16 protein-coding genes are annotated in these 22,937 nt (G+C 74.0%); 11 read left to right on the top strand and 5 right to left on the bottom strand.

Translation table 11 applies throughout. The features are described 5' to 3' along the window. Positions 1-76 precede the first annotated feature (76 nt). The 3 genes from IH54_RS0107815 to IH54_RS0107805 all read left to right on the top strand — a co-directional run bounded on the left by IH54_RS0107815 (position 77) and on the right by IH54_RS0107805 (position 3,821). Positions 77-289, top strand: coding sequence for a heavy-metal-associated domain-containing protein (locus IH54_RS0107815; protein ID WP_031514215.1), 213 nt, complete (start codon positions 77-79; stop codon positions 287-289). Positions 290-394: 105 nt separating this feature from the next. After that, the gene (locus IH54_RS0107810) at positions 395-2,617 is read left to right on the top strand and encodes a heavy metal translocating P-type ATPase (protein WP_052397210.1); all 2,223 of its coding nucleotides are present in this window, start codon (positions 395-397) and stop codon (positions 2,615-2,617) included. Between the two features lie 124 nt (positions 2,618-2,741). Then, positions 2,742-3,821, top strand: coding sequence for a winged helix DNA-binding domain-containing protein (locus IH54_RS0107805; RefSeq protein WP_031514211.1), 1,080 nt, complete (start codon positions 2,742-2,744; stop codon positions 3,819-3,821). Positions 3,822-4,266: 445 nt separating this feature from the next. Here the strand turns inward: IH54_RS0107805 and IH54_RS0107800 are convergent, their stop codons facing one another. Next, the gene (locus IH54_RS0107800; RefSeq protein WP_052397186.1) at positions 4,267-5,946 is read right to left on the bottom strand and encodes a D-alanyl-D-alanine carboxypeptidase family protein; all 1,680 of its coding nucleotides are present in this window, start codon (positions 5,944-5,946) and stop codon (positions 4,267-4,269) included. A gap of 1,014 nt (positions 5,947-6,960) precedes the next feature. On the opposite strand from IH54_RS0107800, the gene IH54_RS0107795 reads away from it, so the two are divergent. The 5 genes from IH54_RS0107795 to IH54_RS0107775 all read left to right on the top strand — a co-directional run bounded on the left by IH54_RS0107795 (position 6,961) and on the right by IH54_RS0107775 (position 12,853). Continuing rightward, positions 6,961-7,662 carry a GOLPH3/VPS74 family protein gene (locus IH54_RS0107795; protein WP_031514206.1) on the top strand — a complete coding sequence of 234 codons (702 nt, stop codon included), beginning with the start codon at positions 6,961-6,963 and terminating at the stop codon, positions 7,660-7,662. Between the two features lie 623 nt (positions 7,663-8,285). Continuing rightward, on the top strand, positions 8,286-9,140 hold the full coding sequence (locus IH54_RS0107790) for a helix-turn-helix domain-containing protein (RefSeq protein ID WP_031514204.1): 855 nt from the start codon (positions 8,286-8,288) through the stop codon (positions 9,138-9,140). A gap of 237 nt (positions 9,141-9,377) precedes the next feature. After that, positions 9,378-9,587, top strand: a complete 210-nt coding sequence (locus IH54_RS0107785) for a DUF397 domain-containing protein (RefSeq protein WP_031514202.1) — start codon at positions 9,378-9,380, stop codon at positions 9,585-9,587. 156 nt (positions 9,588-9,743) lie between these two features. Then, the gene (locus tag IH54_RS0107780; protein WP_031514201.1) at positions 9,744-10,940 is read left to right on the top strand and encodes a PLP-dependent aminotransferase family protein; all 1,197 of its coding nucleotides are present in this window, start codon (positions 9,744-9,746) and stop codon (positions 10,938-10,940) included. A gap of 332 nt (positions 10,941-11,272) precedes the next feature. Beyond that, a complete protein-coding gene (locus tag IH54_RS0107775; protein WP_031514199.1) occupies positions 11,273-12,853 on the top strand; it encodes a sodium:solute symporter family protein in 1,581 nt (526 codons plus the stop codon). Positions 12,854-12,884: 31 nt separating this feature from the next. On the opposite strand, the gene IH54_RS0107770 is transcribed toward IH54_RS0107775, so the two are convergent. The 3 genes from IH54_RS0107770 to IH54_RS0107755 all read right to left on the bottom strand — a co-directional run bounded on the left by IH54_RS0107770 (position 12,885) and on the right by IH54_RS0107755 (position 19,208). Further along, positions 12,885-13,988 carry an ADP-ribosylglycohydrolase family protein gene (locus tag IH54_RS0107770; protein WP_107060124.1) on the bottom strand — a complete coding sequence of 368 codons (1,104 nt, stop codon included), beginning with the start codon at positions 13,986-13,988 and terminating at the stop codon, positions 12,885-12,887. Between the two features lie 239 nt (positions 13,989-14,227). Then, positions 14,228-16,504: a tetratricopeptide repeat protein gene (locus tag IH54_RS0107760; RefSeq protein ID WP_052397185.1), complete on the bottom strand. Its 2,277-nt coding sequence runs from the start codon at positions 16,502-16,504 to the stop codon at positions 14,228-14,230. Between the two features lie 88 nt (positions 16,505-16,592). After that, positions 16,593-19,208: a bifunctional FO biosynthesis protein CofGH gene (locus IH54_RS0107755; RefSeq protein ID WP_078862018.1), complete on the bottom strand. Its 2,616-nt coding sequence runs from the start codon at positions 19,206-19,208 to the stop codon at positions 16,593-16,595. A 464-nt stretch (positions 19,209-19,672) separates the two neighbouring features. Between IH54_RS0107755 and IH54_RS0107750 the strand changes: the two genes are divergently transcribed. Then, complete coding sequence (locus IH54_RS0107750) at positions 19,673-20,419, top strand: TMEM175 family protein (RefSeq protein ID WP_234343401.1); 747 nt, start codon at positions 19,673-19,675, stop codon at positions 20,417-20,419. A gap of 103 nt (positions 20,420-20,522) precedes the next feature. Here the strand turns inward: IH54_RS0107750 and IH54_RS0107745 are convergent, their stop codons facing one another. Further along, positions 20,523-20,957 (bottom strand): VOC family protein, encoded by a 435-nt coding sequence (locus tag IH54_RS0107745; protein ID WP_031514192.1) that lies wholly within the window; start codon positions 20,955-20,957, stop codon positions 20,523-20,525. Between IH54_RS0107745 and IH54_RS46100 the strand changes: the two genes are divergently transcribed. Both IH54_RS46100 and IH54_RS0107740 read left to right on the top strand, forming a co-directional pair. Then, positions 20,951-21,241, top strand: a complete 291-nt coding sequence (locus IH54_RS46100; RefSeq protein ID WP_199923351.1) for a DUF397 domain-containing protein — start codon at positions 20,951-20,953, stop codon at positions 21,239-21,241. The genes IH54_RS0107745 and IH54_RS46100 overlap by 7 nt on opposite strands. An 80-nt stretch (positions 21,242-21,321) precedes the next feature. After that, a complete protein-coding gene (locus IH54_RS0107740) occupies positions 21,322-22,830 on the top strand; it encodes a CehA/McbA family metallohydrolase (protein ID WP_031514190.1) in 1,509 nt (502 codons plus the stop codon). Positions 22,831-22,937: the final 107 nt, after the last annotated feature.

The raw sequence follows: 22,937 nt of genomic DNA, 5'->3' as shown, positions 1-22,937 counted from the left end.
TACCCCTAGGGGGTATATCCTCGGAGGAGTGGAGACGGAACGAGCCGTCCCGCACGCACGCGACGAGGAGCACAGCATGAGCCAGGCGGTCTACACGGTGTCCGGCATGACCTGCGGCCACTGCGAATCCGCGGTCACCCGCGAGGTCACCACGATCCCCGGCGTCACGTCCGTCAAGGCGGTCGCCTCGACCGGACTGGTGACGATCGACTCCGACCAGCCGGTCGACGACGCGGCCGTGCGCGCCGCCGTGGACGAGGCGGGCTACGAGCTGGTCGGCCGGGCCTGACCGCAACCGAGGGGGAGTGAGGGGAGCGAAGCGGTGACGACGACGAACGGCAGCGGCGTACGGGAGCACGCGGCCGGCAACTGGGTCGAGCTGGAGATCGGTGGCATGACGTGCGCGTCCTGCGCGGCCAGGGTCGAGAAGAAGCTCAACCGGATGGACGGCGTGACGGCGACCGTCAACTACGCGACCGAGAAGGCGAAGGTCGGCTTTGAGGGCCCCGTCGCCGTCGCGGACCTGATCGCGACCGTCGAGGCCACCGGCTACACCGCCGCGCTCCCCCCGCCCCCCGCTCCCCCGGCGGCCGACCCGCAGGACCGGCACGAGGTCGCGGACGGGAAGGCGCAGGGCGGCGAGCTGACGGCGCTGCGCCAGCGCCTGCTCACCGCCGTCGTACTCGCGGTCCCGGTGATCGTGATGGCGATGGTGCCCGCGGCGCAGTTCGACAACTGGCAGTGGCTGTCGCTCACACTCGCCGCGCCCGTCGTCGTCTACGCCGGCTGGCCCTTCCACCGCGCGGCCTGGACGAACCTGCGCCACGGCGCCGCGACCATGGACACCCTGGTGTCGGTCGGCACGCTCGCCGCCTTCGGCTGGTCGCTGTGGGCGCTCTTCTTCGGCGACGCCGGGATGGCCGGAATGACCGACTCCTTCCGCCTCACCGTCTCCCGGCAGGCAGGCGGCAGCCAGATCTACCTGGAGGCGGCCTCAGGCGTCACCGCCTTCATCCTCGCCGGCCGCTACTTCGAGGCCCGCGCGAAGCGGCGCGCCGGAGCCGCGCTCCGCGCGCTGCTCGAACTCGGCGCCAAGGACGTCGCGGTGCTGCGCGACGGCTCCGAGGTGCGGGTGCCGATCGGCGAGCTGGCCGTCGGCGACCACTTCGTCGTACGCCCCGGCGAGAAGATCGCCACGGACGGGCTGGTGAGCGAGGGCACGTCGGCCGTGGACGCGTCGATGCTCACCGGCGAGTCGGTCCCCGTCGAGGTCGGGCCCGGCGACCGGGTCGCGGGCGCGACCGTCAACGCAGGCGGCCGGCTGGTCGTCGAGGCGACCCGGGTCGGCGCCGACACCCAGCTCGCCCGGATGGCCCGCCTGGTCGAGGACGCGCAGAACGGCAAGGCGGCGGCGCAGCGGCTCGCCGACCGCATCTCCGCGGTCTTCGTGCCCGCCGTGATCCTGCTCGCGCTCGGCACCCTCGGGGTGTGGCTCGCGCTCGGCGAGGGGCCGCAGGCGGCCTTCACCGCGGCGGTCGCCGTGCTGATCATCGCGTGCCCCTGCGCGCTCGGCCTGGCGACGCCCACCGCGCTGCTGGTCGGCACCGGGCGCGGCGCGCAGCTCGGCATCCTCATCAAGGGGCCCGAGGTGCTGGAGTCCACGCGAGCGGTGGACACGGTGGTGCTCGACAAGACCGGCACGGTCACGACGGGTTCGATGACCCTGCGGTCGGTACTGGTCGCCGAGGGCGTCGAGGAGCGGGACGCGCTGCGGTACGCCGGTGCGCTGGAGCACGCCTCCGAGCACCCCATCGCCCGGGCGGTCGCCGCGGGTGCGACGGCACGGACCGGCGTACTGCCCGCCGTCGACGGCTTCCGCAACCTGCCCGGCCTCGGCGTGGAGGGCACCGTCGACGGCCGCACCGTCCTCGCCGGGCGCGAACGGCTGCTCGCCGAGCGGGACATGCCGCTGCCGGAGGAGCTGGCGCGCGCCAAGGCCGCGGCGGAGGCGGACGGCGGGACGGCCGTCGCCGTCGCGTGGGACGGCCGCGCGCGGGCCGTCCTCGTCGTCGCCGACGCCGTCAAGGACGGCAGCGCGGAGGCCGTGAGGCGGCTGCGCGGCCTCGGGCTGCGTCCGGTCCTGCTCACCGGCGACAACGCCGCCGTCGCGGCCGCCGTCGCCGCGCAGGTCGGCATCGCGGCGCAGGACGTCCACGCGGAGGTGCTCCCCGAGGACAAGGTCGCCGTCGTCCGCGCCCTCCAGGCCGAGGGCCGTACGGTCGCGATGGTCGGCGACGGCGTCAACGACGCGGCGGCACTCGCGCAGGCGGACCTCGGCCTCGCGATGGGCACGGGCACGGACGCGGCGATCGAGGCGGGCGACCTCACCCTCGTACGGGGCGACCTCAGGGTCGCCGCCGACGCGATCCGCCTCGCCCGGCGGACGCTGCGGACGATCCGCTCGAACCTCTTCTGGGCCTTCGCCTACAACGTGGCCGCCCTGCCGCTGGCCGCGGCGGGACTGCTCAACCCGATGATCGCCGGGGCCGCGATGGCCTTCTCGTCGGTCTTCGTGGTGGCGAACAGCCTGCGGCTGCGGGCGTTCACCCCGCGCTGACCCTCCGGGCGCCGCAATGTGCCAAGGCGTGGCAATGTACCGGGCCGTCGCACGGCCGTTCGGGGAAGATGGGGAGATGGGACATGTGCGGCGGGCGCGGGTAGGGGCGGGAGCTCATGACGTCATGGACGTGGTGCGGGGTGTCGTGGCCCTGCACGCGACGGATCCGGCCACCGTATATCTGAGCGTCGCCGCGCGGATGGCCGACCCCGGCACCGCATTCGCCGGGCTGGACGCCGCGCTGTACGGCGAGCCGCCCGCCCTCACCCGGATGCTCGCGATGCGGCGCACCATGTTCGTCGTCGACCGGGACTTCGCCCCGCAGGTGTACGCGGCCGCCGGGCGCCGGGTCACCGTCAAGATGCGCAAGGACCTGCTCGCCTTCCTCGCCGAGGGCGGCGGCTGGGACGCCGCGTGGCTCGCGGACCTGGAGGCCGAGGTCGTCGCCACCCTCGCCGCACATCCCGACACCAGCGGGGCCGAACTCTCCCGGCTCGTACCGCGGTTGCGCGAGCAGGTCGTCGTCGCCCGCGGCAAGCCGTACGAGGCGACGCAGAACATCGCCAGCCGCGTCATCCGCATGATGGCCGCCGAGGGGCGCATCGAGCGGCGGCGGCCCGCGGGGTCGTGGATCAGCGGACAGTTCCGCTGGGCCAACGCCGAGCCGCTGCCCGACGTCCCCGAGGAGCCCGCGCGGGCCGCCCTCGCCCGCGCCTGGCTCGCCGCGTACGGGCCCGGCACCGAGGCCGACCTCAAGTGGTGGACGGGCTGGGGACTCGGGGAGACCCGCAAGGCGCTCGCCGCCGTCGGGGCGGAGGCGGTCGCCTTCGACGACGGCGCCACCGGATACGTCCTCCCGGACGCGGGCCCGGACCCCGCGGACCAGGACGGCGCCGTCCTCCTGCCCGCGCTCGACCCGCTCGCCATGGCCTGGCGGGACCGCGCATGGTTCCTGCCCGACGGTCACGAGCAGCTCTTCGACCGCTCCGGGAACATCGGGCCCACGGTCTGGTGGGGCGGCGAGGTCGTCGGCGGCTGGGCCCAGCGCCCGGACGGCTCCATTGCCTGGCGGCTCCTTTGCGACCGCGGGGTCGAGGTCGCAGAAGAGGTCGAGCGCGCCGCCGCCCGCCTCACCCCCGCCCTCGGCTCCGCCCGGGTGACCCCCCGCTTCCGCACCCCGCTCGAACGCGCCCTCTCCGCATAGCGGGTGCGCCTGCCCCGCCGGGTGGGCGGCTCTCCCGCCGCGGGGGTTTCCCGCGCCTGCCGGCGCGGGTGTTTCCCACCCCCACCACCCGTGCGACTCGGACGTCGGCTTTCTGTCCACCTGTGGGGGTGACCCGCCGCCGGGGGCGAACCGCAGTCCCTGGACATCACCCCCACCGGCGGGCAGCCGCCCACGAGACCCCGGGAGGGGGACGATCCGGGGGTGCCCCCGCAGGAATGCGCTTCCCAGTCCCTCAACGGCTACGGAAGAGGGCGAACGCGCATTCCGAGGAGGTACCCCCGGAGTGGCACCCGACCCAACCCCCACACGGAGTGCGCCGATGCCCCGCCGGGTACACCAGGGGCGCGGGGAACTGCGCGAGCAACCCCCCACCCACGGCAAGGTCGCGCAGCAAACCGCACCACCCACCCCCGAGCGCACCCCCTCAGAAATGCGTGAGCTTCGACGTGAAGGACGGCGACGCCAGGTCGGACTGCAGGAGGGCCGGGACCTTCGTCGCGTCGGGGCCGGAGCCGATCGTGAGGGTGCCCACGGCCGTGCCCGCCTTCGCGCTGTGCGGGAGGCCCCCCGGGAGGGGGGTGAGGGTCACGGGGGTGCGGAGGCCGGGCCAGCCCGGCGCGGTGAGGTCGGCCCCGGCGACGACCGGCGTGGAACCGCCCAGGCCGTCGTCGACGCTGCCCACGACCTCGCCCTTCTTCACGACGGTCGCCGACGTCAACCCGCCCTGCACGGACTCGATGAGCTGCTGGCTGCGCGCCAGCGCCGTGTTGAGGCTGTCGTTGACGGTGACGCCGCCGTGCTGCTGGAGCACGACGCCCAGGATCAGCTGCTGCTTGCCGCCGACGGTCTTGTGCGCCGCCCACATCAGCGCGCCGCCCGCGGGAGTGCTGGAGCCGGTCTTGATGCCGACGACACCGGGCTTCACCAGGTCGTTGTTGTTGTTGTAGATCGTGCCGACGCCGGGGATCGTGACGTTGGCGAGGGCGACGACCGACCGGAAGGCCTCGTTCTTCATGACCTCGCGCGCCAGCGCGAGCTGGTCCACGGCGGTGCTGACGGTGGTCTCCTCGAAGCCGCTCGCACCGGTGTACGTGGTGTGGTTCATGCCGAGCTGCTTCGCCGTCGCGGTCATCTTCGCGACGAAGGCCTCCTGCGTTCCGGCGTCCCAGCGTGCCAGCAGGCGGGCGATGTTGTTGCCGGACGGCACGAGGAGCAGCTGCAGCATCTGCCGCTCGGTGAACTGCTGGCCCTCCGTGACGTGTGCGGTCGACTCGTCCGCGGAGCCGGACTCCTCGGCGGCCTGCTTGTCGACGGGAATCATCGGGCCGTTCTGCGAGGCGCCCTTGATCGGGTGGTCGCGCAGCACGATGTAAGCCGTCATCACCTTGGTGAGGCTGGCGATCGGTACGGGGGTCTGCGCGCCGTGCACGCCGAGCGAGCCGACGCCCTCGACCTCGGCGACGGACTGGCCCTCCGCCGGCCACGGCATCGTCGTCGGCAGGGCGGTGCCCGGGAAGGCGTACGAGGAGGCGGTGGCCGTCCTGAGGCTGGGCGCCGGCAGCGGGCGTACCGCCTGGACGATCACGAAGACCACCGCGAGCAGCACCACGACCGGGGTCCAGATCTTGAACCGGCGGCGGATGCTGCGCATCAGCGTGGGCTCGGGCGGCGGGGTGTTGGTCAGCGCGGCGAGCAGCTTCAGCGGCGTGGAGCCGGTGTGGCCGGACCCGGGCGGCAGGAGCTGGGGCGCCTGCATGAGCCTGGTGCCGTCGGGGCCCAGCGGCTCCTCGGCGTCGGGGTCGGCACCGTCCGGCGACGCGGCGGGCGGCAGCGGTGCGGACCCGGGCGCGGGTGCCGCAGCCGGTGTGGCCGGGGCGGCGGGCGGGGCGGCCGGGCGCTCGGCAGGCAGGTCCGACACCAGGGGCCGGAGCAGCGACCTGCGCACTTCCGCGCGGTGCACGCCGGTGTCCTCGGGCTGGGAGGCGTCAGCCGGCGCGTCGGCGGGCGCGGCATCGGGCCGTACGTCCTCGGCCCCGGCAGCGCCCCCAGCAGCGTCCTCGGGCTCCGACGCGGCGTCCTGCGGCCCCTCCGCACTCTCGGGCACCTCGCCCGAAGGCCCGCCCGCACCCTCGGGCACCTCGCCCGAAGGCCCGCCCGCACCCTCAGGCGCCTCGCCCGAAGGCCCGCCCGCACTCTCGGGCACCTCGTCCGCAGCCGCGCCCGGCTCCCCGGCGTCGTCCGCGGCCGGAGCACCCTCCCCCGCCGGCTCACCGGCAACCGGGGCCCCCTCCCCCGCTGCCCCCGCAAGCTCACCCGCTCGGGCGGCGGCCGGACGAGCGCCCGCTTCCTCCACCGGAGTGCGCTCCGGCGTGCTCGGCGGGGTGGCCGGCGGGGCATCGTGCGGGGCTTCGGGCTCGACCGGCGGAGTCGCGGACTCCGCCTCCTGAGTTGAACGTTCACTCACATCAGCCGCATCAGCGGCCTCCTCCGCCCCATCGGCCCCAGGCGCAGGATCACGATTTGGTTCCGTTTTCGACGGCTCTTCGGCCCCCGCAGAAGGGACGGAAGGGACCTCGGGAGTAAGGGCGGCGTCAGCGGCGTCCAGGACGGCTACCTCACCCGGCGTATCCGCGCCGGAGTCCTCGGTGGACGCGGCGGCGGCGCGCGGCCCGGCGTCGGAGGCGGGCAGTTGGGGCGAATCGGCGCCGGACGCGGAGCCGCCCTCGGCGGGCCCGGCGTCCGGCCGGGCGGGCGCCGGGCCCGCCACAGCAGCCTCACGCACCCCAGCAGGCGTCCCGAACACCGCCAGCCTCGGATCCACGGCCTGCGACGCAGCCGCCTCCCCCGACATTTCGTGCTGCTTCTCCCTGCCGGGGGACTCGCCCGCCACGCAGACCTCCTCGACGCATCATCCCGGGCGCCCCGCGGCGCCCCGGCCCTTCACGACCCACTCATGCCATGGTCCCCGCGACCGGCCCACGACCCGTCTGCGACACCACCGCCGCCCCCGTAGACGAGAACGACATACCAGCCGGTTCCCGCAGATATGGAAAAGGCGCTCTCGACAGGCCGGTGTGAGAGGCGTCACCCTGTCATTCATCCACGCGGGGAGGCATGGATGGGCAAGAGCCGCAGAACAATTCCGGAAGAGCTGTTGCTGCTCGCCCTGGACCCGACGACCGGGACCACGGCGCAGCCGCAATCACTCGACCTCGGCCTCGCCGGAGCACAGCTCGTCGAGCTGGCTCTGGCCGGACGGATAGCCCCTGACGGGGATCGTATCGCCGTGGTGCACCCACGGCCGACTGGAGATCCGACTCTGGACTCCGCGCTGGAACTGCTGCGCCGTCGCGGCAGCCCGGTGCGGGCGGTCCACTGGATCGGCGGGCCCCGGCTGGGGCTGCGCCAGACGTATCTCGCGCACCTGGAGCGGTGCGGCATGGTGCACGCCGTGCCGGGTCAGATGTGCGGGGTGCTGCCGACGACTCGCTACCAGGCGACCGACAGCGCCGTCAGCCGGGACATCAGAGCCCGGCTGGACAGTGCGATCCGCACCGGCGTGCCGCCGGACCCGCGGACCGCGGCGCTCGCCGCGCTCGCCCACTCGGTGGGGCTCGGCAAGCACCTGTATCCGGGCAACGAGGGGCGGTCGTCGCGATCGCGCCTGCGGGACCTGATCAGATACGACCCGATGGGCGGCCTCGTGGCGCACGCCGTGATGGACGTGCAGAACGGTGTGGCCGCGCAGCCCAAGAGGCCGGCCGCGCAGGAACGGCGGGCGGTCGGACACGGCTCGATGGCCAGGGCCGGAGCCCGCTGACGCACAGCGCCCAGCGGCACCGCGCACGGCCGGCACACGGCAGTACATGCGGTACATGCGACATATGCAGTGCATGCAGTACGTCCGGTACGCGCAGTACGTCCGGACGCACGAACGGCGGGACGCACCGCGCACCGCCGGGCATCTCCGCTCCGCCGAGTACGTCCGTTCCACCGGGTCCACCGGGCACCTCCGTTCCACGCACCAGGACCCCACCCACCACGGCAGCACCGGAACCACCAGCAAGGCGGCAGGACCGCACGCAAGGCCCACGCAACACGTAACGACGCAGGGCAGGCCGTGGTGCCCGAGGCAGGGACCGGGCACCACGGATTCCCGGCAGCCACCGGAAGGCCGGTGGGAGCAGTGGCGCCGGGAGCCGCCCGCGGTGAGATCCCCACCGGGAGCCGCAGTGCCGCGCGGGGTGTCGGGAGCCGGACAGTTGTCCGGTCCCGGTGCCCCGCGCGGCATGTTTTACGCCCTTTGCGGGGCGTGCGCGGACGATTCGCGCGCCCCGGCGCAAGGGCCGGGCAAGCTTGTTACGACCATTCGCCAGCGCGGTGATGACCGCTAGTGGCAGGCTGCTGACCATCAGTACGGATCAGCGTGGAGGTGCAGTTCCTGTGGTCGCCAACGTCAACCCCACCGTCAGGCGCCGCCGGCTGGGGTCGGAGCTGCGCAAGCTCCGCGAGGAGAAGGGGATGACGGCCGAGGAGGTCGCGGCCCGGCTCCTGGTCTCCCAGTCCAAGATCAGCCGCTTGGAGAACGGCCGCCGCAGCATCAGCCAGCGCGACGTCCGGGATCTGTGCGGGGTCTACGGCGTGGACGACATGCGGATCGTCGATTCGCTCATGCAGATGGCCAAGGAGTCGCGCCAGCAGGGCTGGTGGCACGCCTTCGGGGACATCCCGTACAGCGTGTACATCGGCCTGGAGACGGAGGCGGCGAGCCTGCGGGTCTTCGAACCCCAGGTGGTGCCGGGGCTGCTGCAGACCAAGGAGTACGCGACGGCGGTCATCTCCGGCAACCTGCCGGAGGCCAGCCCGGAGCAGGTCGAGAAGCGGGTCAGCGTCCGGATGCGGCGGCAGGAGCGGATCACCGACGCGGACGGGCCGCTGCGCATGTGGGCGGTGGTGGACGAGGCGGCGCTGTGGCGGAAGGTCGGCGACGCGCAGACCATGCACCAGCAGTTGGAGCACCTGGTGGAGCTGAGCCACCTGCCGCACGTGACCGTGCAGGTTCTGCCGTTCGAGGTGGGCGCGCACCCGGGCCTGAGCGGGCAGTTCGCGGTGCTGGAGTTCACCGACGCGACGGACGCCACCGTGGTGTACCTGGAGGGCGTCAACAGCGACCTGTACCTGGAGAAGGACACCGACGTGCAGGCGTACAGCGTCATGTACGAGCACCTGCGGGCGCAGGCGCTGAGTGCTGAGGCCACCCGGCAGTTCATCCGCGACGCGGCGCAGCGGTACGCCTGAGGGTGCGGCTTGACACGGCGGGGCGAGATGTAAAAGCGCGCACTTTACAGATGAAGCCGTACAACCGGCAAGGGTTGTAGGCCATTTACCACCTGGTCGAGTGAAGGCCCCTCGGGGCTGGTGATGTTGACGAGTAGCGTCGAGCGCAGTCAGGCAGTGGTGTACGCCTCCGTTCCCCGGCCCCGCCGTGGAGCGGAACACACCCCGCCGCCGTCACCAGCACAGACCGGAGCAGAGATGGCAATCAAGCTGGGCAGCACTCCCGAGTGGCGGAAGTCCTCGCGGTCCACCGGCAACGGTGCCTGCGTGGAGGTCAAGTCCCCGGCGGTCGCGGCCGTCGTGGTCCGCGACTCCAAGGACCCGCAGGGCCCCGTCCTCACCTTCTCCCCCGAGGCGTGGTCCGAATTCGTCACCGACGTGGACCACGGCGCTTTCGACCTGCGCTGAGCCCTCCACGGCACCACTGATCCACAGCACCACCGACAGAGCCCTCTCGACCGGCCGCCGTCCTGGCCGAGGGGGCTCGCTGCTGTTTCCGGGACCGGACGTGCGAATCCGGGAAAATACCTGCGCACTACACCGACTGTTTGTAGGCTGCCGCCCATGACGACGACCGCCGCTCCCGCTCCCCTGCCCCCACTGGCCGCGCGCGCACGGGATGTCGGCGCCTCGCCGGTGCGCGAGATCCTGGCGCTCACCGCCCGCCCCGAGGTCATCTCCTTCGCCGGCGGCCTGCCCGCCCCCGAGCTCTTCGACACCGAGGGACTGCGCTCGGCCTTCGACGCGGTGATGGCCGAGCGGCCGCGTACGGCCCTGCAATATGCCACGACGGAGGGCGATCCGGCCCTGCGGGCGGCCGTTGCGGGGCGGCTGGCGGCACGCGGCCTGCCGACCGGGCCCGACGACCTGCTGGTGACCGCCGGCTCGCAGCAGGGGCTCGCGCTGCTGGCGACGACACTGCTGGAGCCGGGCGACGTCGTCCTGGTGGAGAACCCGACGTATCTCGCGGCCCTGCAGTGCTTCGGCTTCGCGGGCGCCCGGGTGGTGCCGGTGCCGACCGACGAGGACGGTGTGCTGCCGGATGCGCTGGAGGAGTTGGTGCTGCGCGAGCGGCCGAAACTGCTCTACCTGATACCGGACTTCCAGAATCCGACGGGACGGACCATGCCTGCCGGGCGCCGCCTCGCGGTCGCGGAGACCGCCGAACGGCACGGGCTGTGGATCGCCGAGGACGACCCGTACGGCGAGCTGCGCTACGAGGGCGAGCGCGGGCGGTGGATCGCCGCGCACGAGGCCGCGGCGGACCGCACGGTACTGCTGGGCAGCTTCTCCAAGGTCATGGCGCCCGGCATGCGGCTGGGCTGGATGCGGGCCCCGGAGGCGCTGCGGCGCGCCTGCGTCATCGCCAAGCAGGCGGCCGACCTGCACACGTCGGGCGTCGACCAGGCGGCCGCCGCCCGCTACCTGGCCGACCGCGACCTGGACGCGCATCTGGCCCGGGTGCGCGGCGCCTACCGGGAGCGGCGCGACGCGCTGCTGGCCGGACTCCCCACGGCGCTGCCCGAGGGCAGCGAGTGGAACCGCCCCGAGGGCGGCATGTTCGTGTGGGTGCGGCTGCCGGAGGGCTTCGACGCGACCGAGCGGCTGCGCACGGCGATCACGTACGACGTGGCCTATGTGCCGGGCGCGCCCTTCTTCGCCGCCGCGCCCGACCCGGCGACGCTGCGGATGTCCTTCACCACGCACACACCCGGGGAGATCGCCGAGGGGCTGCGCCGGCTGGCGCCCGCCTTCGGCTGACCTTCCCCGTCAGGCGCGCCCGGCCCCCTTCCCGCGCCGTACGGGACCCGCTCCCGTACGGCGGCTCGGTCCTGCCCGCGTCCAGCGAAGTGCCCGCTCATGGTGGGTTGGTGGTCATGGGCATCACAATGCCCTCGGAGGTAAAGAGGACGTAAAATCGTTCGACTTGCTGACCTGGATTCAGACTCATGAACGTCAGATCCCTTGACCACCCCTCCGGAGCAAGGGTTCAATCCCGGAAGTCCCCACTCCCGCGCGGGGGCGACCCGCCCAGGTGAGCGTCCCAGCGAAGTGCGCCACCGTTCACAAGGCGGACCCCCTGGAGGGGACTTATGAACAGTCTCGACTGGACCGTGCTCATCGCCTACTTCGGCGTGATGGTCGCGATCGGCGTGTGGTCGCACAAGCGCGTCGGCGACGTCAGCGACTACTTCACGGCCGGCGGCAGGATGCCGTGGTGGCTGTCCGGCATCTCGCACCACATGTCGGGCTACAGCGCCGTGATGTTCACCGGGTACGCGGGCATCTCCTACCAGTACGGCATCACCTCCTACGTCACCTGGGCGCTGCCCATTGCCATCGGCGTGGCAATAGGCGCGAGGACGTTCGCTCCCCGGCTGAACCGGGTACGGGCCAGGCTGCACGTCTCCTCGCCGCTGGAATACCTCAAGAACCGCTACAACCTGACGACGCAGCAGGCGCTCGCCTGGTCCGGCGTACTGCTCAAGATCGTGGACGTCGGCGCCAAGTGGGCCGCCATCGCGACCCTGCTGTCCGTCTTCACCGGTGTGACCATCACCCAGGGCATCGTCATCACCGGCGCCATCACCGCGGTCTACTGCACGGTGGGCGGGCTGTGGGCGGACGCGCTCACCGAGCTGGGCCAGTTCGTCATCCAGCTCGTCGCAGGGCTCGCGATGCTCGTCGCCGCGCTGCACAGGCTGGGCGGGATCAGCAGCGTCTGGAACGTCTGGGACGAGCCTGCGCTGCACCACCACAACCACCCCACCGCCGGGCCCTACACCACCGTCTTCCTGATCTCCTACCTCTTCATCAAGACGTTCGAGTACAACGGCGGCATGTGGAACCAGGCGCAGCGGTACATGGCCACGTCGTCGCCGCGCGAGGCCACCCGCGGGGCCGCGCTCTCGGCGGCGCTGTGGTTCGTGTGGCCGGTCGTGCTGTTCTTCCCGATGTGGATCTCGCCGCTGCTGGTGCACGCCAAGAAGCCGGACGGCTCCGACTCCTACGGGCTGCTGGCGCAGGACCTGCTGCCGCACGGGCTGCTCGGGCTCATCGTCGTCGGCTTCTTCTCGCACACCATGGCCATGTGCTCGTCCGACGCGAACGCCATCGCCGCGGTCGTCACCCGGGACATCGCGCCCGCCTTCTCGCAGCGGGCCCGCGAGTGGACCGCGCGGATCGGGCTCATCGCGGCGCGCATCACCACCCTGGCCTTCCTCGGGCTCAGCATGGCCGTCGCCACGCAGGTCAACTCGCCGACGTTCAAGGACATCATCACGGTCGTGATCAAGTGGGTCGCCGGGCTCATGGGGCCGATCGCGATCCCGTTCATGCTGGGGCTGCTGCCGCGCTTCCGGAAGTCCGGCCCGACGGCAGCGCTCAGCAGCTGGGCGCTCGGTCTGCTGGCCTTCTACCTCGTCAACTACCCGATCAACGACGCGGTCTCCGGGGGCGTGAACCTGGAGTACCAGATCGCGCTGCCCCTCGTGGTGTCGCTGGTGCTGTACATCGTCGTGGGATGGATCAGGCCCGAGGAGACGGACGAGCGCAACGCCCTGATCGCCACGATCAACTCCCCCGACCTGGACGGGGTGGAGGAGGGCGCGCCGCCCGCCGGCTCCGGTTCCGGCCCGGAGGAAGGCCCGTTGCGGCCGGCTCCCGCGGAGTAGGACGCCGCGGGCGGGACGCCCACCGGGCGGGTCAGGCCGCGGGGTAGCGGTCGAGCCATGCGGGGCTGGCGCCGGAGGGGCCGTGGAGGGCGGGGGCCTGGGTCATCTCCATCGCGAAGTCGTCCGCGAGCTGGAGGATCGTCGCGCGGCCCTCCAGCTCGGCGATCCACGCGGGCGGCAGCGCGGTCTCGCCGTGCTGGACGCCGAGCAGATTGCCGCAGACCGATCCCGTGGAGTCGCTGTCGCCGGAGTGGTTGACGGCGAGCAGCAGCCCGTGCCGGACGTCCTCGGCGACCAGCGCGCAGTAGACGCCGATCGCGAGCGCCTCCTCAGCCGTCCAGCCCTCGCCGAGGGCCTCGACGCGCTGCGGGGAGGGCATCCCCTGCCGCACGGCGCCCAGCGCGCTCTGCAGGGCGTCGGTGGTCTCCTGGTGGCCGGGGCGGGCGCCGAGCAGCGCCAGGGCGTGCTGGACGGAGCCGTCGAGCGCCTCGCCGCGTGCGAGGCCGTGGACGATGACGGCGAACGCGCCCGCGGCGAGCTGTCCGGTGGGGTGGCCGTGGGTCTGCGCGGCGCATTCCACCGCGAGCTGGAAGACGAGCTGCGGCTCCCACCCGACGAGCAGACCGAAGGGCGCCGAGCGCATGACCGTGCCGCAGCCCTTGGAGCCGGGGTTCTTGGGGGCCTCCAGACTGCCCATCACCTCGTCGGACAGGCCGCTCAGGCACGCGTTGCCGGGCGCCCTGCGCGCGTAGAGCCACTCCTCGCGGGCGAGCCAGCCCGCGTCCTTGCGGCGCTCGTCGGGGCCCCACTCGCTCTGCGTGGCCGCCCAGCGGCGGTAGGCGCGGTGGACGTCGGTGGGCGGGTGCCAGGCGCCGGTGTCGCGGCGCACCTGAGCGCGTATCAGGCCCTCGACGGTGAAGAGCGTCATCTGGGTGTCGTCGGTGACCGCGCCGCGCCGCCCGTAGGCGGGCACGTAGTCCACGACGCCGTCCGGGCCGTGCGCGGCCTGGATCGCCTCCAGGGACTCGAACTCGATACCCGCGCCCAGGGCGTCGCCGATGGCCCCGCCGAGCAGGCACCCGCGGACGCGGCTGCGGAAGTCCTGCTGCTGAGCGCGTCCCCAGACTGCGTTCAAGGCGGTCCCCTTCGGTCTGCCCCCGATCCTTGCCGTTCTGGCCCTGCACGATAGCCGACGTACCCAGGAGCGGAAGGGGCGCGAGGGGTAGGTGAGGGTTGTCCTGGAAGGGGTGGCTCCGGCGGGATGGCGGGAAATCTCCCGGGCGCACGCTCCGGCGCACGCGGGCGTACGGGCTGCCGCGGGGCGGCTGGGCCGTGTCTGACGAATCGCGTCCGCCTGGCGGCGCCTGACACCCCCTAGTGCTCGCGCGGGGCCGGATCGACCGTGCGCGGGACGGGGACGTAGGGGCCCAGCTCGTCGGCCCACTGGCGGACTGCGGCGGGGTCGGCGAGCAGGGCGTCCAGGTCGGCGGCGGCGAGCTCGCGGTGGCCCAACTCCAGGTTCGCGACCGCGCGCAGGATGACGTGGCCGATGTCGGGCGCCGCCGCGTCGGCCAGGCACGCCTCGGCGTCGGCGAGGGCGTCCGCGGGGCGGTGCAGGTTCAGCAGGACCGTGGCCCGGTACTCGCGGGCGAGGGTGCCGGCGGGGTCGGCCTCGACCGCCGCGTCCAGCTCGGCGAGCGCCTCCGCCGCCCGGCCGGTGCGCATGAGCGCGCCACCGAGCTGGGTGCGGACGTAGGGGGCGCGCGGGTGGCCCGGCTCGGCGGCCAGGGCGGCGGCGTAGTCGGGGACGGCCCCGGCCGGGTCGCCCACCGTCCAGCGGGTGTCGCCGCGCCCGGCGTGCAGCAGGAACCCGCGCATGCCCAGCTCCTCGGCGCGGTCGTAGTCGGCGAGCGCCTCGTGCGGCCGGCCCGCCTGCCGCCGGGCCCAGGCCCGTACGGCGTGCACGGCGGCGCGCCGCTCGCGGTCCAGCCCGCCGCGCTCCAGGATCACCGTCAGCGCCCGCGCCGCGAGCCCCGCGCCGGCGGCTGCCGCGTCCGTGCCGCCCGCCGGTCCGGGCCCGTACGCCTCCGCGTAGACCTCGCCGAGCGCGGCCGCCCAGCGGGCGAGGGCCGGGGCCGCGGTGTCCTCGGCGGCGTCGGTGAGCACGCGGATCCAGCGGCGGGCGGTCTCGGGGCCCGCGGTGCAGGCACGGGCGAGGTCGAGGAGGGCGTCGGGGAGCGCGGCACGCGGGTCGGCGCACAGGCAGTGGTAGGTCTCGTGCAGCCGCTGGGTGCGCCAGGCCTCGTCGGCCCACAGCTCGCCGACGCCGCGGCCGCGCTCCTCGCGGGCGCGCCAGGCGCCGTAGGCCGCGGCGAGCCGCTCGTGCTGCTCGCGCCAGCGCTGCGGGGAGCGGGTGCGGCGCAGCCGGAGCATCTGGGCGCGCACGACGTCGTGGTAGCGGGCGCGGCCGCCGTGCTCGGTGACGAACGGCAGCCCGCGCAGCCAGTCGTAGCGGCCGGCGGCCTGCGGCGCGTCGGCGGCGACGGCCGTGCGGAAGACGTCCTCGTCCAGCTCCAGCGGCAGTGCGGCGGCCAGCACCGCGGCGCGGCCGTCCGGGTCGGGCTCCCAGGCCAGGAAGCGCTCGACGGCGGTGTCGGCGGGGTCGCCGACGGCGTCCGGGTGGCCGGGGCGGCTCGCGGCGAGGGCTCCGACCAGCACCGGCAGCCCGTCGGTGAGCCGCAGCACGGCCGCGACGACGGCCTCGTCCGTGACGCCCCGGGCGGCGAGCAGCTGCCGCGACTCGTCCTCCGTGAAGGGCGCGAGCGGCAGTTCGGCGACGAGGTCGAGGTGGTCGGCCCACACGGCCGGGTCGGGAGCGCGCTGCCCGGCGAGCGTGACGACGACGGTCGCGGGCAGCGCGCCGTGCCGCCCCTCGACGAACAGGTCGCGCACCCAGCGGTCCAGGACCGGCCCGGTCCGCTCGTAGGTGTCGAAGAAGAGGGTGAGCCAGGGCGCGTGGGCCGCGGCGGCGGCGAGGTCGGCGGTGAAGACCGGGCTCAGGACGGCGACCGGGTCGAGGACGAGCCGCAGCTCGCGCTCGTCGCGGAAGCGGGCGCCGAGCAGGCCGCGCAACCGGTCGACGCCCTGCGCGACCTGGGCCGGGTCCATCGCCCCGGCAAGGGCCCCCATGCCGGGCAGCAGGCCGAGCCCGGCGAGACCGGCGTGCGCCGCGAGGGTGCCCGCGACGGAGGGGCCCGCGTCGCCCGCGGCCACCGATTCGGCCTCCTGGCGCAACTGCCGGTGCAGGGCCAGCAGTTTGCCGGTGGCCTTGAGCGGGCGGCCCTGCGCGGCGAGCCGGGCGCAGACGGCGTCCATGGCGGCGGGCACGGTCATGGCCGCCTCGTCGACCGTCGCGGTCAGCGCCCCGCGCTCGCGGGCGGCGCGCTCCCACCGGTCCAGGAGCGTGGTCTTGCCGACGCCGCCGGGGCCGTGGACGTGGAAGAGGAAGGTGTGCGCGGGGTCGGCGGGGTCGGTGCCGAGGTTGCCGGTGAAGGCGGCCATCTCGGCATGCCGGCCGACGAAGGCGCCGCGGCGGCGGCGCGCCAGCTGTTCGTGCAGCGACAGCGGCTCGCCCTCGCCCGCGCCCGCCATGCCCGGCTCCTTCCCGCGCCCGTGCCCGCGGGCACGGGAAGCGGCTGCGTCGTCCGCGGTCGGCGGCGCCCGGTGGGCCGCGCCGCCGTCAGTCGCCCAGCACGGGCAGCAGTTCGGGCAGGTGGCCGTCGGAGGCGATTCCGGCCGCGATGCGCTCGGCGGGCACTTCACCGTACAGCGTGCCGCGCTGCCGGGCGGGGCGCCCGGCCGCCGCGGCGATGGCGGTCAGGTCGCGGATGGAGCGGTAGGAGCCGTAACCGGAGCCCGCCATGCGGGAGATGGTCTCCTCCATGAGCGTGCCGCCGAGATCGTTGGCGCCCGAACGGAGCATCTCGGCCGCGCCGTCCGCCCCGAGCTTGACCCAGCTGGTCTGGATGTTGGTGATGTGCGGGTGCAGCAGCAGCCGGGCCGTCGCGGTGACGGCCCGGTTGTCGCGGGCGGTGGGCCCGGGGCGGGCGATGCCTGCCAGGTAGACGGGCGCGTTGGTGTGGATGAAGGGCAGCGTCACGAACTCGGTGAAGCCGCCCGTGCGCTGCTGGATCTCGGCGAGCAGCCGCAGATGGCCGAGCCAGTGGTGGGGCTGGTCCACGTGCCCGTACATCATTGTGGAGGAGGAGCGGATGCCCAGCTCGTGGGCGGTGCTGACGACCTCGACCCAGGTCGCGGTCGGCAGCTTGCCCTTGGTGAGGACCCAGCGGACCTCGTCGTCGAGGATCTCGGCGGCGGTGCCGGGGATGGAGTCCAGGCCCGCCTCCTTCGCGGCGGCCAGCCACTCGCGGATCGGCATGCCCGTGCGCGTCGCGCCGTTGACGACCTCCATCGGCGAGAAGGCGTGCAGATGGATGCCGGGCACGCGGGCCTTCACGGCGCGCGCGATGTCGAAGTAGGCGGTGCCGGGCAGATCCGGGTGGATGCCGCCCTGCATGCACACCTCGGTCGCGCCGACCTGCCACGCCTGCTCGACCCGGTCGGCGACCTGGTCCAGGGACAGGGTGTACGCGTCGGCGTCGGTGCGGCGCTGCGCGAAGGCGCAGAAGCGGCAGCCGGTGTAGCAGACGTTGGTGAAGTTGATGTTGCGCGTGACGACGTACGTGACGTCGTCGCCGACGGTGTCGCGGCGCAGGTCGTCGGCGATGCGGCACAGCGCGTCCAGGGCCGGGCCCTCGGCGTGCAGCAGGGCGAGTGCCTGGGCGTCGGTGAGCCGCGTCGGGTCGTCGGCGGCGGTGGACAGCGCGGCGCGCACGTCGGCGTCGACACGGTCGGGGACGAGGCCGGGGGCGGCCTGCTCGCGCACCTCGGCCCAGTCGCCGTAGACCTCGTCGAAGTCGTCGCGGCGGTCGCTCGTGCGGCCCTCGGTGTCGATCGTGCGGTGCAGGTCGGTACGGCCGCCGGCGGCGGGGAAGGCGTCGTCCGGCTCCTGCCAGGGGCGGCCCTCGACGGGGGCGTCCTCGCGGGCCAGGCCCGTCCGCGGGTCGGCGAGCGCGGTGACGTGCGGGAGCAGCCGCGGGTCGAGCCAGGGTTCGCCGCGGCGGACGAACTCCGGGTAGATGGTGAGGCGTTCGCGCAGCTCGAAGCCCGCCTCCCGGGTGCGGGCGGCGAGGTCGTCGATGTGCGGCCAGGGGCGCTCGGGGTTGACGTGGTCGGGGGTCAGCGGGGAGACGCCGCCCCAGTCGTCGATGCCGGCAGCGATGAAGCGGGCGTACTCGCCGTCGACCAGGTTCGGCGGCGCCTGGATGCGGGCGGCGGGGCCCAGCACGACGCGGGCCACCGCGATGGCCGCGGCCAGCTCCTCCAGCTCGGCGTCCGGCATGCCGCGCATCGCCGTGTCCGGCTTGGCGCGGAAGTTCTGGACGATGACCTCCTGCACGCCGTGGTAGCGGCGGGCGGTGCGGCGGATCGCGAACAGCGAGTCGGCGCGCTCCTCGTACGTCTCGCCGATGCCGATGAGGATGCCGGTGGTGAAGGGCACGTTGGAGCGCCCGGCGTCCTCCAGGACGCGCAGCCGCACGGCCGGCTCCTTGTCGGGCGAGCCGAAGTGCGGGCCGCCGCGCTCGGACCACAGCCGGGTCGCGGTCGTCTCCAGCATCATGCCCATGGAGGGCGCGACGGGCTTGAGCCGCTGCAGGTCGGTCCAGCTCAGCACCCCGGGGTTGAGGTGCGGCAGCAGGCCGGTTTCCTCCAGTACCCGGATCGCCATGGCACGGACGTACGCGAGCGTGTCGTCGTAGCCGTGCGCGTCCAGCCACTCGCGGGCCTCGGGCCAGCGGTCCTCGGGGCGGTCGCCGAGCGTGAACAGCGCTTCCTTGCAGCCCATTTCGGCGCCGCGGCGGGCGATGTCCAGGACCTCGTCCGGCGAGAGGTACATACCGTGGCCCTCGCGCCGCAGTTTGCCGGGCACGGTGACGAAGGTGCAGTAGTGGCAGGTGTCCCGGCACAGCCGTGTGAGCGGTATGAAGACCTTGCGGGAGTACGTGACGACGCCGGGCCGGCCCGCCTCCTCAAGGCCGGCGTCCCGGATGCGGGCGGCCGTCGCCGACAGCCGCTCCAGGTCCGCGCCGCGCGCCTGGAGCAGCACGGCGGCCTCCCCCGCGTCGAGGGCGACCCCCTGCTCCGCGCGGTGCAGGGCGCGGCGCATGGCGCTCGCGGTGGGCGGCGCGCTGGGGGTGGGCGGCGTCGCGCTGGGGCCGGGCGGCGTCGAACTCATCCCCCGAGCATAGGTCGCCCCACCGACAACGGGCGGACGCGTCACGCCGTGGTGCTGTCGGCATTCTCACCCGGCGCGGGCCCCCGCGACGGGAATAGCCGCGGGGGGCGGTGCAGCCGGAAGGCGGCGCGCGGTGTCCCGGCCCGCTGCGGGGCGCCGCGTGACACCGGACGCGGCGCGCGGCTTCGCGGTATGCGCCGGGTGCGGGGCGGCGGCGCAATACGCCGAGCGCGGCGAACGACCCCGCACTACGCGCCAGGTGCGGAGGAGGCGGCGGCGCAACAGGCCGGGCGTGGCGAACGACCCCGCAATATGCCGAGCGTGGCGAACAGCCCCGCAATTGCCGGGACGAATCGGCACGCGCCTTGCGCGGAGGTACGTGCCCGGTCCGCGAAGATCGTCCTGGTGCGCCGGACGGGACGGCCGTGGCGCACGGGAAGAACGGGAAGGCGGGAGCAGCTGCCGTGTCCACGCCCCACTCCGCGTCCGGGCCGGGCGACGGCCCCTCAGGGCGGCCCGGCCCGCCCGCGCCCGCGGGCGCGTCCGCCATGTCCCCCGCGTCCCCGTCCCGCTTCCAGCGGTCCGAGACGGCGCGGGCCGAGGCCTTCAGCGACGGCGTCTTCGCCATCGCCGCCACGATCCTGGTGATCGGCCTTGTCGCCCCACCGCACCGCACCGGCGGTCTGGCGCACGCGCTGGGCCGGCAATGGCCCGCGTATGTCGGCTACGTGGCGTCCTTCAGCTACATCGCGGTGATCTGGCTCAACCACCACCAGGCCTTCGTCCGCGTCCGGACGATGAACCGCGGCCTGCACGCGGCGAATCTGCTCGTCCTGTTCACCACGGCCTCGCTCGCCTTCCCCACCGACGTGCTGGCCGACGCCGTCCAGGCCGATGTGTCCGGCGCGGACGCGAAGGCCGCCGTCGCCCTCTACGCCGGGATCGCCGCGGCCCTGTGCCTGAGCTGGGTCGCCCTCTACCACCGGCTCTACCGCTGCCCGGGCCTCCTGGAGGCGGGCGTCGAGCCCGGCTACGTCCGCCAGGGCATCGTCCGCTCCGTCCTCGGTGCCCTCGTCTACTGCCTGGCCGGGGCGCTGGGCTGGCTGCTGACCCCGCTGATCGCCCTGGCCGGCTTCGCCCTGCTGCCCGCCTTCTACTTCGCGACGAGCGAGGGCATGCCGCGCGCGGCCGCCGAGGCGCACTCCGTCTGACCGGCGGTGAGCGGCGGTGAGCGGCGGTTACAGGAGGTGCCCGGCCGTCAGCCCCGGCAGGGCCCGTGCGCAGGCCCTGCGCGCCTCCCCGTCCTCCCGGACGTCAGTCGAGGCAGAACTCGTTCCCCTCGATGTCCTGCATCACCTGGCACGACTCGTTGTACTCGTCGGCGACCAGCAGCTCCAGCCGGGTGGCGCCGAGCGCGACCAGCCGGGCGGTCTCCGCCTCCAGCGCGGCGAGCCGCTCCTCGCCCACCAGGCCGGTCGCCACGCGCACGTCGAGGTGCACCCGGTTCTTGACGACCTTGCCCTCGGGCACCCGCTGGAAGTAGAGCCGCGGTCCCACCCCGGTGGGGTCCTGGCACACGAACCCGGCGCCCTGCCGCTCGGCCGGGAGCGTCCGCTCGTACTCCGCCCAGCTGTCGAACCCCTCGGGCGCGGGCGGCACCTCGTAGCCCAGCACCTCGCACCAGAAACGCGCCACGCGCTCGGGGTCGGCGCAGTCGAAGGTGACCTGGACTTTCCTGATCGTTGACATCGGCGCACCTTAGCAGCGCGACTTCGGGGCGCACCGCCCCATTTTCCGCGCGGCCCGGCCCCCCGTCCGGCTCCGGCTCCGGCTCCGGCTCCGGCTCCGGCTCCGGCTCCGGCTCCGGCTCCGGCTCGGCGAACGGATGCATCGAGGTCGCGGGGACGGCAGACGGCGGACGAGCCACGGGGGGCAACAAGGACCCCGGGCGGGGGAACGCGGTTCTTCAGCCCCCCGCGTGGGAGGCCTTCGTCCGGGCCGTCAAAGCAGGGGAGTTCGGCTCACCCGTGTGAGTGGTGGGGTTCGGGGGACGGACCACCGGGGACAAGAGATTCGTCACCCGGGCGTCATCCGGGGTGGGGAGGGTCGGGGGATGGACCGACGCGATGTACTGAAGCTTTCTGCCGTGGCAGGTGCGGCCGGTGTGATTACGCTGGCGCCCGTGGACTTCGCCGCTGCCGCCGGCCCCGGGGACGGGGAACTGACGAGGACCGTCACCGGGCATCTGCCCACCGGGGTCGCCGACTTCGTGTACCTGCCCGTCGAGGTGCCGCGCGGCGTGCGGCAGATCGCGGTCAGCTACACGTACGACCGGCCGGCCGTGCCCGCCGGGACGCTCGGGAACGCGTGCGACATCGGCATCTTCGACCAGCACGGCACCGCGCTCGGCGGGCGGGGCTTCCGCGGATGGTCGGGCGGGGCGCGCACGGAGTTCGCGATCAGCGCGGAGGACGCGACGCCCGGATATCTGGCCGGGCCCGTCGAGGCGGGGACGTGGTACGTCGTCCTCGGGCCGTACACGGTCGCGCCGCAGGGGCTGAACTACGAGGTCACGGTGACGCTCACGCCCGGCGAGCAGGGGCGCACCCCGAAGCCGGACTACCCGCCGGAGCAGGTCGGCGGACGCGGGCGCGGCTGGTACCGCGGGGACTGCCACCTGCACACCGTCCACTCCGACGGCAAGCGCACCCTGGAGGACCTCGCCGCGCTCGCCCGCGCCGCGAAGCTGGACTTCATCAACTCCAGCGACCACAACACCACCTCGGCTCACCCGCACCTCGGCCCGCTCGCCGGTGACGACCTGCTCATCCTCACCGGCGAAGAGGTCACCACGCGCAACGGCCACTACCTGGCCATCGGCCTGGACGGCGGCACGTTCGTCGACTGGCGCTACCGCGCGCGCGACGAGGCCTTCGACGGCTTCGCCCGGCAGATCCGCCGCGCGGGCGGCATCGTGGTGCCCGCGCACCCCTACGGCACGAGCCTGGCCAGCCAGTGGAAGTTCGGCTACGACAACGTCGACGCCATCGAGGTCTGGAACGGCCCCTGGACGACGGACGACGAGGCCTCGCTGCTGACCTGGGACAACCTGCTGACCGGCGCCGCCCGCCGCGGTGACGGCCAGTGGATCCCGGCGATGGGCAACTCCGACGCGCACCGCGACCCCGACGTCGTCGGCCTGCCGCAGACCGTCGTGCACGCCGAGAGCCTGAGCCGCAAGGCGCTGCAGGACGGCATCCGCGCCGGCCGCTCCTGGATCGCCGAGAACGCCGAGGTGCAGCTCGGCCTCACCGCCTCCGGGCCGCGCGGCCAGCACGCGGGAATCGGCGAGCGGCTCGCGGTCGGGCCGCAGGACGCGGTGACGGTCAGCCTGACCGTCTCGGGCGTGCCCGCGGACGCGCTGCTGCGGCTGGTCTCCGACGAGGGCCAGGTCTTCGCGGCGCCCCTGCCCGCGTCCGGCACAGTGACGTGGCAGACCACCGCGTCGCTGGCCGCGTACGTACGCGCCGAGGTCCGCCACCCGGCGCCGGCCGGCACCCCGGTGGGGCTCCCCGGCCCGGCCGCGGCGATCACCAACCCGATCTGGCTCGGGAAGAAGTAGCCGGTAGCGCTGTCCTGCCCCCGCCGCCACGGGGGTACGGCACGGTGCTGCGGCCCGCCCGTACGAGGGGGCGACGGGGCTCGCCCGCTGCCGCGCGGGGCCCGCGT

The sequence above is a fragment of the Streptomyces sp. NRRL F-5123 genome (assembly GCF_000721495.1).
In the GTDB taxonomy this organism is placed as follows: domain Bacteria; phylum Actinomycetota; class Actinomycetes; order Streptomycetales; family Streptomycetaceae; genus Actinacidiphila.
This window is presented reverse-complemented; position numbering and strand designations above follow the sequence as displayed.

What these genes read in the sequence shown, in the direction of transcription:
- IH54_RS0107815 (WP_031514215.1), top strand. Translation starts at nt 77, where the DNA reads ATGAGCCAGGCGGTCTACACGGTGTCCGGCATGACCTGCGGCCACTGC.
- IH54_RS0107810 (WP_052397210.1), top strand. Translation starts at nt 395, where the DNA reads ATGACGTGCGCGTCCTGCGCGGCCAGGGTCGAGAAGAAGCTCAACCGG.
- IH54_RS0107805 (WP_031514211.1), top strand. Translation starts at nt 2,742, where the DNA reads ATGGACGTGGTGCGGGGTGTCGTGGCCCTGCACGCGACGGATCCGGCC.
- IH54_RS0107795 (WP_031514206.1), top strand. Translation starts at nt 6,961, where the DNA reads ATGGGCAAGAGCCGCAGAACAATTCCGGAAGAGCTGTTGCTGCTCGCC.
- IH54_RS0107785 (WP_031514202.1), top strand. Translation starts at nt 9,378, where the DNA reads ATGGCAATCAAGCTGGGCAGCACTCCCGAGTGGCGGAAGTCCTCGCGG.
- IH54_RS0107780 (WP_031514201.1), top strand. Translation starts at nt 9,744, where the DNA reads ATGACGACGACCGCCGCTCCCGCTCCCCTGCCCCCACTGGCCGCGCGC.
- IH54_RS0107775 (WP_031514199.1), top strand. Translation starts at nt 11,273, where the DNA reads ATGAACAGTCTCGACTGGACCGTGCTCATCGCCTACTTCGGCGTGATG.
- IH54_RS0107760 (WP_052397185.1), bottom strand. Translation starts at nt 16,504, where the DNA reads ATGGCGGGCGCGGGCGAGGGCGAGCCGCTGTCGCTGCACGAACAGCTG.
- IH54_RS0107755 (WP_078862018.1), bottom strand. Translation starts at nt 19,208, where the DNA reads ATGAGTTCGACGCCGCCCGGCCCCAGCGCGACGCCGCCCACCCCCAGC.
- IH54_RS0107745 (WP_031514192.1), bottom strand. Translation starts at nt 20,957, where the DNA reads ATGTCAACGATCAGGAAAGTCCAGGTCACCTTCGACTGCGCCGACCCC.
- IH54_RS0107740 (WP_031514190.1), top strand. Translation starts at nt 21,322, where the DNA reads ATGGACCGACGCGATGTACTGAAGCTTTCTGCCGTGGCAGGTGCGGCC.